The 8,868-nt window shown below is 72.1% G+C and carries 5 protein-coding genes; 2 read left to right on the plus strand and 3 right to left on the minus strand.

Annotated features, from left to right (window positions below; all coding sequences use genetic code 11):
• Positions 1–6 precede the first annotated feature (6 nt).
• The 3 genes from VM306_RS35435 to VM306_RS35445 form a co-directional block, all read right to left on the minus strand.
• Positions 7–3,420: a hypothetical protein gene (locus VM306_RS35435; RefSeq protein WP_325522781.1), complete on the minus strand. Its 3,414-nt coding sequence runs from the start codon at positions 3,418–3,420 to the stop codon at positions 7–9.
• Between the two features lie 147 nt (positions 3,421–3,567).
• A complete protein-coding gene (locus tag VM306_RS35440; protein ID WP_325522783.1) occupies positions 3,568–4,308 on the minus strand; it encodes a DUF6542 domain-containing protein in 741 nt (246 codons plus the stop codon).
• Positions 4,309–4,397: 89 nt separating this feature from the next.
• The gene (locus tag VM306_RS35445) at positions 4,398–5,309 is read right to left on the minus strand and encodes a DNA recombination protein RmuC (RefSeq protein ID WP_325522785.1); all 912 of its coding nucleotides are present in this window, start codon (positions 5,307–5,309) and stop codon (positions 4,398–4,400) included.
• A gap of 98 nt (positions 5,310–5,407) precedes the next feature.
• Here VM306_RS35445 and VM306_RS35450 point away from each other — a divergent pair, with 98 nt between their 5' ends.
• Both VM306_RS35450 and VM306_RS35455 read left to right on the plus strand, forming a co-directional pair.
• The gene (locus VM306_RS35450) at positions 5,408–6,547 is read left to right on the plus strand and encodes an exonuclease SbcCD subunit D (protein ID WP_325522787.1); all 1,140 of its coding nucleotides are present in this window, start codon (positions 5,408–5,410) and stop codon (positions 6,545–6,547) included.
• Positions 6,544–8,868, plus strand: a 2,325-nt coding sequence (locus VM306_RS35455; RefSeq protein WP_325522789.1) for an SMC family ATPase, incomplete at its 3' end; no start/stop codon positions are given. The genes VM306_RS35450 and VM306_RS35455, both read left to right, overlap by 4 nt.

Genomic DNA, 8,868 nt, shown 5'->3' on the forward strand with positions numbered 1-8,868 from the left:
CACGCCCTAGCCCAGCGACGTCAGCGCCTTCTCGGCGTCGAGCGGCCAGATGGTGGTGGTGTCCGCGCCCGCGGACACCACAGCGGTGCCGTCCGGCCGCCACGCCAGGTGCGTGATCTGCTGGGAGTGCCCGCGCAGCGTCGCCCACAGCGACCTGCTGCCGACGTCCCACGTGATCACGTCGCGGTCCCGGCCACCGCTCGCGAGCCGGCCCGAGTCGGGGCTGAACTCCAGTGCGGTCACCCCCTGCGTGTGACCGCGCAGCTCACCGACCTGCTGCCACGTCGAGGTGTCCCACAGCGCGATCAGGCCGTTGTCGTCCCCGGAGGCGAGCAGCGCGTGGTCCGGTGACATCGCGAGAGCGCGCACCGGGCGCTTGTGCGGGCTGCGCAACGCCCTGTCGTCCTCCGTCTTCGCGTCGCGCACGCTGATCCCGCCGTCGTCACGGCCGATCACGACCTCGGCGCCGGAACGTCCGAACACGGCTGACGTGCGTGCGGCCCAAGGCGTTCCGAGGATCGGCTCCGGCTCGGCGCCGACCGGGTACAGGCCCTCCGGCACCTCACCGCCGACGGTGAGCACCGAGTGGCCGTCGAACGCCGGGGGCACCGGCTGGCGTCCCTCGACGCGCGTGCCGAACGCGTGGAGGTTCGCGACCGGTTTGCCGGTCTCCACGTCCCGCACCGAGAACGGCGCGCTCGTCGCGACGAGCTTGCGGTCCGGGCTGAAACGGCCCATCCAGTTCTGCGCGACCCCCGTCTCCGCCCGGTGGACGACGCGCAACGCCTCGTCGCGGCGTTCGATCACGCCGGCGTCGTCGACGGTGAGCACGGTCCCGTCGGCATCGACCGCGAGCGCGCGCACCGCGTGCGTGGACGGCTTGGGCAGCCTGTCCGCCGGCCAGGACATCAGCTTGTAGTTCGTGAGGATGGCGAGCGAACCGTCCGGGGCGAACTGGACGCTGTTCACCGGTTCGCCGACCGAGAGCGTGGCGAGCGTGGTGCTGCGGGCCATGTCCCACACGTGCAGCTCGCCGTCCTGGGCCGCGGTGACGAGCACTCCGTTGTCGGGGCTCAAGGCGAGCGCCACGACAGCGGCGGTGTGGCCGGGCGGGGTCGCGACGACCGCGCCGGTGGCGATGTCGCGCACCTGCACGAGGCCCTCGTCGTTCGTGACGACCGCCTGCTTCGCCCCGGGCAGGAGCGTGAACCGGTAGATGTAGCCGGACCCCAGGGCGAACCCGCCGACCCGCTGCCGCGTGACCATGTCCCACACGTCGACCGTGCTGCCGGTCGCGACGGCCAGGAACCTGTCGTCGCGGATCGAGAACGGGCCGGTGATCTGACCGACCGGCAGGTCGTAGAGCTTCTGGCGGGTGGCCCGGTCGTAGACCTCGCCACCGACGACCAGCGAGCGGCCGTCCCTGCTGAAGGACACGCCGACCGGCAGCGCGCTCTTCACGAACGGCACCGGTTCGGCGTCGATCGAGGCCCGCAGGGTGATCTGCCCGCTGGAGTGGGAGACGGCGATGGTGCCGTCGTCGGCCACGGCCCAGCCGAAGACGCTGCCGTCGCCGCTCGACATCCTGGCCGACCTGATCCGCTTCGAGGTGGCGAGGTCGTACAGCTCGAAGCGGTCGGAACCCATCAGTCCGACGGTGCCGTCCTTGAACACCATGGACCACCCGCCGGCGTTGTCGAGGACGTGACCGATGCCGGCGTCGGCCGTGCTGATCTCGCGGCCCTGGGAGACGGCAGCGGCGGCGCTGAGCACCCGTCCACGGGCCTCGGCGGTCGGATACGTCCGGTAGGCCTCCGCCGCCGTCTGCTCGGCGCGTTCGGGATCATTGGCCGACAGCGCCTGGGAGAGCTCGGCGAGCTGCTGCGACCTGCGCACGAGCTCGAGCCGGTCCACCTCACGGCGTTGCTGCACGGCGACCACCGCGGTCACCGCCGTGGCGACCAGCAGCGCCGTCAGCCATACCCCGAACCAGCGCTGACGGCGGGAACGGCGGCGTTCCAGCGACTTCGAGGCGTTGATGAACTCGCGTTCGGTGCCGGTCAGCTCCGCTTTCGCGCGGACGACCCACTCGGAGGTCTCGGCGAGCCTGGTGGCGCGGTAGAGCGAGCCGGTGTCGCGGCCCAGCTCCTGCCACGTGCGGGCGGCGTCGGTGAGCCTGCGGTGCGTTCTCAGGCCCTCGCGGTCCTCGTCGAGCCACGCCCTGAGCCGCGGCCACGCCTGGAACAGCGCTTCGTGCGTCACCTCGACGGTGTGCTCGCCGACGGTGATCAGCCGGGTGTCGGCGAGGACGTTCAGGACCTCCTCGCCGACCACCTCCGCGCGGGGGATGGGACGTTTCGCGCCGTCGGCGCTGAGGCGGAGCAGCAGTTGCTTGGCCAGGCGCTGTTCGTCGTCGCCGAGCGTGGCGAACGCGGCCTCGGCGCTCTGGGCGAGCGCACCCTGGATGCCTCCGGCCGCCTGGTAGCCGGCGAGCGTGAGCGTGTTGCCCCTCTTGCGGTGCCACGTTTCGAGGAGCGCGTGGCTCACCAGGGGCAGAACGCCACTGCGTCCGGCGGCTTCCGCGATGATCGTGGTCAGCAGAGCCGTCTCGACCGTGCAACCGACCGTGGCGGCCGGCTGGGTGATGGCGCGGCGTAGCTCGTCAGGCGCCATCGTGCCGAGAAGCACCTGTGCGTCCGTGAGCGCTTCCGCAAGCCGCGGGTACCGGGCGCAGTGGGGGTAGAAGTCGGACCGGACCGCGATCACGCGCCTGCAGTCGGCGTCGAGCAGGGCCTCGAGGAACGCCGACCGCTGGACCTCGTCCTCGCAGAGCGTGAAGAGCTCCTCGAACTGGTCGACGACCAGCAGGCCGGGGTTGGTGGCGAGGGCCTCGGCGATGGCGGCATCGGGATCGCTGCCCGGCGTGCACACGACCGCATTCTCGAACTTCGCCGCGATACCCGCCCGCAGCAACGACGACTTGCCCTCGCCGGACGCACCGAACACCGCCAGGAACCCGCTCGGGCCGAGCCTGTCGAGCAACGCGTGCGTGAGCGCCTCACGGCCGAAGAACCGGTCGGCGTCCTCGGTCGTGAACGGGTTCAGTCCCGCGTACGGCGACGGCCCGTCGTTCGTGCGGCTCTGCGCCAGCGCGACGGCGAGGTCGTGCCAACGCCGTTCCCACGCGGCCTCGTCGCCGTGGCACGCCCGCACGTAGGCCAGCGTGACGTCGAGGCCGGGCAGCCGCCTGCCGCCCGCCGCGTCGGACAGCGTGCTCGCGCTGAAGTGGGCGCGCCGGGACAGGTCCCGGTAGCTCGGCTTCCCCGCGTCGGCTCGTAGTTGTCGCAGATCTGCGGCGAACAGCAGCAGCGGACTGTCGCCCTCGTCCAGTGGACGCTCTCCCCTAGGCATCGCGTTCATGCTGGCAGAGTGGGGCGCTGATCAGGGGGTTGTTGTCCGTGATCCGTTGTGCGGGGTTTGTGGGGCCGATGGCGGACAACGGGGCGGCTCGTCGACGGGTGGGCGTGGCGCGTCGAGTGCCCGTGGCCAGGCCGGCGAGGCCGGCTGTCAGCGGTCGTCGCGCGGCGGGCGGGGCTTGCGCTGACCGGTCGGACGCTCACCACGAGCACCGTCCGGACGCGGGCGCCGGGCAGGCGCTCCCTCCGGCCGCGGACGGCGGGCCGGGGTGCCCTCACCGCGTTCGGGGCGCTCAGGGCGTTCGGCGGCGGGGCGGCGGCGCGGGCGGTCCTCGTCGGCGGCGTCCTCGCGGGGCTTGCGGGCCGGCTTGCCGCGTTCCTTGATCTCCGCCTTGGCCTCGCGGACCTCGTCCTTGGTCGGGCGGTTCGGGTCCTTCTGCAGCACGATCCGCAGGATGCCGAGCGCGACGGTGACGCCGGTCGTCACGGCCATGACCGGGAAGCTGTCGATCAGCGGCTTGCCCAGGCCCAGCGCCATGGCGGACAGGCCGCCCTTCGCCACGCCGCCGGTGAGCAGCACGAGCGTGGGCACGGTGGCGGCCAGGATGAGCGGGGGCTGCACCATCGGCGCGAACAGGCTGCGGCGCTGCACCAGCAGGATGCCCGCCAGCGCGCCGGCGAAGAACACCGCGTTGAACGTCCAGCCGACGGTCTTGCTGGAGTTGATGTCGATGAACGCGCCGATGAACGCCGGCACCAGGGCGCACAGGATCGCGGCCCACCAGGGGATTCCCCTGAACTCGCCGAAGATGGCCCGGTAGTTCCACGGAACCGCGTCGTAGTCTTCGACCTCGTCATCGAAGGCTGCTGAACGCTCGCGCAACTCACTCACGCCGCACACGGTAGCCGTTCGGCCAATCGGTGTTCGTCGGTCCGCGGCTTTCTCACCCAGAAGCAACCTCTGGGCACTCTCCGTGCGTTCTAAGCGGACTGTTCGTCAGCCCTTCGGACCAACGGAAGGGGTGTCGGGGTGGCGGAGGCGTCCGTGAGCGGCTCGACGCTCGCCCGGAAGCCCTCCAGCGCGTCCAGCTCACGCCGGCGCGCGGACAGGAACCGCTGCAGGTGCGTCGTGGAGAGGTTGACGGCCTCGATGGCGGTGTCGGCGGCGCGGTTGGCCCGGCCCGCCTGGAGCCTGACCTGCTCGACGTCGTCGGCCAGCGCGCGTTCGGTGACCGCGAACATCGCCGACGACGCGATCACCGCGAACCCGGTCGGGCCGCACAGGAAGACGCGGCGGTCGAGCAGCCAGCGCAGCAGTTCGGGGTCGGTGTCCAGCGCGGCGACGACAGCGCCGTCGTTGGGGACGAACATGATCGTGCCGTAGATGGCGTCGGCCCAGCGCTGGTAACCCTTGCCCGCCAGTTCGGCGGCACGCGAACGGATGTTGCGGACGTGCACCCGCAGCGCGTCCTGGCGTTCCTGCGGGTCGTCCGTCTCGACCGCTTCCGCCCAGCACGCCATGGACATCTTCGAGTCGACCGGGACCTGCCGGCCGCCGCCGACGTTCAGGACCATGTCGGGACGCACCGCTCCGCCGCCCGCGACGTCGGTCTGCAACGTGTAGTGGAGGTTTTCCCTCAGGCCGAGGGCGCGCGCCGTCTCGACGAGCACCTGTTCGCCGAGTTCGCCTCGTCCGGAGACGCTGGAGAAAGCCACTTCATAGCGCTGGAGGGCCACCTGCTGTGCGTCGTAGCGCGCGCGTTCTGCACCGATGGCGGCGAGCGCCTCGTCGGTGCGGCGGACGCTGTCCTGGTAGAGGCGCCAGACGAACAGCAGCGCCCCGGCACTGACGAGTGCCAGGACGATCGAGGCGGTGATGATCACTGCGGTCACGGCACCGATGATGCTCCCCCACCGATGTTGAACTCGATCGGGTGACACGCCGGGAACCCTCCCGGAGATTTGTCGGACGTCGTCTCTACGGTGTCGCCATGCGGATCCTGCACACCTCCGACTGGCACGTGGGGCGGACCTTCCACGGTCGTGATCTGCTCGTGGAGCAGGAGTCGGTGCTGAGCGGCCTCGCTGACCTCGTCTCTTCCGAGAAGGTCGACGTCGTGGTCATCTCCGGCGACCTCTACGACAGGGCCGTGCCGTCGGCGGACGCGGTGGCGTTGTGCGCGCGGGTGCTGATGAGGATCCGCGCGGCCGGGGCGAAGATCGTGATCACGCCGGGCAACCACGACTCGGCGGCGCGGATCGGGGTGTTCGGCGAGTTCGCGGCGGCGGGCGGGCTGCACCTGCGCACGCAGATCTCGTTGCTGGACAAGCCGGTCGAGCTGGCGGACGAGCACGGACCCGTGGCGGTGTACGGGATCCCCTTCCTGGAGCCGGAACCGGCGCGGCACGCGCTCGGGGTGGCGGACAAGGGCCACGCGCCCGTGCTGACCGAGGCGATGCGGCGCATCCGCGCCGACCTGGCCGGGCGTGAGGCGCGGTCCGTCGTGCTGGCGCACGCGTTCGTCACCGGTGGGGCGCCGTCGGAGTCGGAGCGCACCATCGCGGTGGGTGGCGTGCAGGACGTGTCGATGCAGGTGTTTGCGGGCGTCGACTACGTGGCTCTCGGGCACCTGCACGGGCCGCAGACGCTCGCGGAGAACCTGCGGTACTCGGGCAGCCCGCTGGCGTACTCGTTCTCCGAGGCGCGGCACCGCAAGTCGGTGTGGCTGGTGGAGCTCGACGAGGGCGGGCTCGTCGGGGTGGAGCGGCGCGACCTGCCGGTGCCTCGGCAGCTGGCGACGGTGACGGGTACGTTGGCCGGCGTGCTGGAGGACCCGGCGCACACGCCGCTGGAAGACCACTTCCTGTCCGTGGTGCTCACGGACCAGGTGCGGCCGATGGACGCGTTGCGGCAGCTCCAGAAGCGCTTCGAGCACGCGGTGCACGTGGAGTGGCGGCCGGAGCAGGGGCCGCGGCACGACATGACCTACGCGGACCGGGTGCGCGGCCGGACCGATGAAGAGGTGGCCTGCTGCTTCGTGTCGGACGCCAGGGGTTCTGAGCCGTCCGAGGCGGAGAAGGCGTTGCTGCGCGAGGCGTTCGCATCGGTGGCGAGGGAGCAGGAGCGATGAGACTGCACCGCCTGGAGCTGACGGCGTTCGGGCCCTACCCGCGGCCGGAGTCCGTCGACTTCGACGAGCTGGGCGCGGACGGGTTGTTCCTGCTGCACGGCGATACCGGCGCCGGCAAGACGACGTTGCTCGACGCGGTGGCGTTCGCGCTGTTCGGCCGGGTCCCCGGCGCGCGTGGCGACGTGAAGAAGCTGCGCTGCGAGTACGCCGACCCCGAGGTGCCGACGGAGGTGTCGCTGGAGCTCACCGTGCAGTCGCGGCGGTTCCGGATCGTGCGCTCGCCGGAGTTCGACAGGCCGAAGAAGCGCGGCGGCGGGTTCACCACGCAGCCCGCGAAGTGCTCGCTGACGTGGCTGGAGGGCTGGGACGGCGAGGGCATCACCCGCATCGACGACGTGGCGCGTGCCGTCGAGGACATGCTGGGCATGTCGTACGAGCAGTTCTTCCAGGTCGTGCTGCTGCCGCAGGGCGAGTTCGCGAAGTTCCTGCGGTCGGACACGGCCGAACGCGAGGTGCTGCTGGAGAAGCTCTTCGGCACCGAAAGGTTTCTCGACGTCGAGAAGTGGTTCCGCGACAAGCGGGTCGTGGCCGGCCGTGTGCTGGAGGAACGCCGTCAGGGCGCGGCCAAGCTGATGCACCGCGTCGCCGAGGCGGCCTCCGAGGAGCCCTCCGACGAGCCTGGTTGGGTGGAATCGGTGCTGGAGCGGCTTTCTCTCGCCGTCAAGGACGCCGAGGGAGTGGCGGAGGAGACGGCGGGCGTGGCCGACGGCGCGGACGCGTTGCTGGCCCAGGCCCGCGTGCAGGCCGACCAGTTGCGCCGTGTGCGGGAGGCTCGTGAGCTGCTGGCGCGTGTCGAGGCGGCAGACTCGGCGTCGTGGTTCGCCGAACGCGACGCCGCCCGCCGCGCGATTCCGGTCGTGCCGGCTCATGCCGAGATCGCGAAGCTCCAGCAGTCCTACGAGTTCGCCGTCCGCGACGAGACCCACGCCGCGGAAGCGCTGGCGCGCCTGGGTTACGAGGGCTCGTCGTTGCGGGAGGACGCCGAGCGCTACCGCGAGGAGGCCGGCGGGCTGGGCGAGCTGGCGGCCGAGGCCGAACGCCAGCAGGCCGACGTGCGCAAGCTGTCGGTGCTGAAGAACTCCTCCCACCAGGTGGAACGCCGGCTGCTGGCGCTGAACGCCGAGCTGGAGGTGCTCCCCGATCGCCTGGCGCAGTGCCGCGCCCAGCTGGACGCCGCCGTGGAGGTGTCGGGCCGCCTGGAGTCGCTGAAGGCCCGCGCGGACGCGGCCGAGGCGCTGCCGGGCGCGACGCAGGCGTTGGAGCGCACCAAGAACGAGCTGCACCAGGCGATCGACGTCCACCAGAAGGCCAAGGACGTTCTGCAGCAGGTTCGCCAGCAGCGGCTCGAGAACATGGCCATCGAGCTGGCCGCGGCTCTCCAACGCGGCAAGCCCTGTGCCGTCTGCGGTTCCCCCAGCCATCCCGCCCCGGCCCAGCCCATGCTGGGCGGTGTCGGCGCCACCGCCGAGGAGGAGGCCGCCCACGACGAGCAGGCCGCCCTCGACCGCCGCAACGAGGCCGAACGGGCCGCCCACGCCGCCGAGCTGCGCATCCAGGCCTGCTGGGAGGCGCTGGGCTCCGAGGAGCCGGCCGTCGCGCTGTCCGAGTACCGCAGGGCGCTGGAGCTGGCCCGCACCCGGTCGCAGCGGCAGACCGAGTTCGTCGGTCTCGAAGCCAAGGCCCGCGACCTGGGAGCGGAGAGGGGCCAGGTCGAGCAGGACCTGGTCGGGTTGCGCACCGAACACGCGTCGCTGGTCGGCGTCGTGGAGGAACGCGGCGCCCGCCTGGACAAGGCCCGCGGCGAGCACGAGGACGTCCTGACGCGCCGCGACCACCTGCTGCGCCTGGCGAAGGCCCTGGTGGAGCTGGACGAACGCCGCAACGCCCGCGCCGCCGCCCTGGCCCGCGTCGAGGAGCAGCAGGCCTCGGTCGCAGCCCTGGCCACCGAGGCGGGCTTCCCCGGCGTGGCCGCCGCCCTGGCCGCTCACCGCCCGGCGATCAAGCTGCAGGCGCTGGACGAGCGCATCGCCGCCTGGGAACGCGCCCGCGCCTCCGCCCTCGCGACGCTGGAGGAGCTGGCCGGGGTCGACCAGGACGAGGAGGCCGACCTGAACGAGGTGACCGCTCAGGCCTCCTCCGCCCGCGCGGCCGCCTCCGCCGCGGCGACGAGCCTGGCCCGCGCCAGGGAGGCCCTGGCCCGCGTGAGCGAGCTGGCCGCCCGCCTGCGGGCCGAGCGGAGGTCGCTGGAGCCGCTGGAGGCC

Origin of the sequence: Lentzea sp., assembly GCF_035525475.1 — a bacterium.
GTDB lineage: Bacteria > Actinomycetota > Actinomycetes > Mycobacteriales > Pseudonocardiaceae > Lentzea.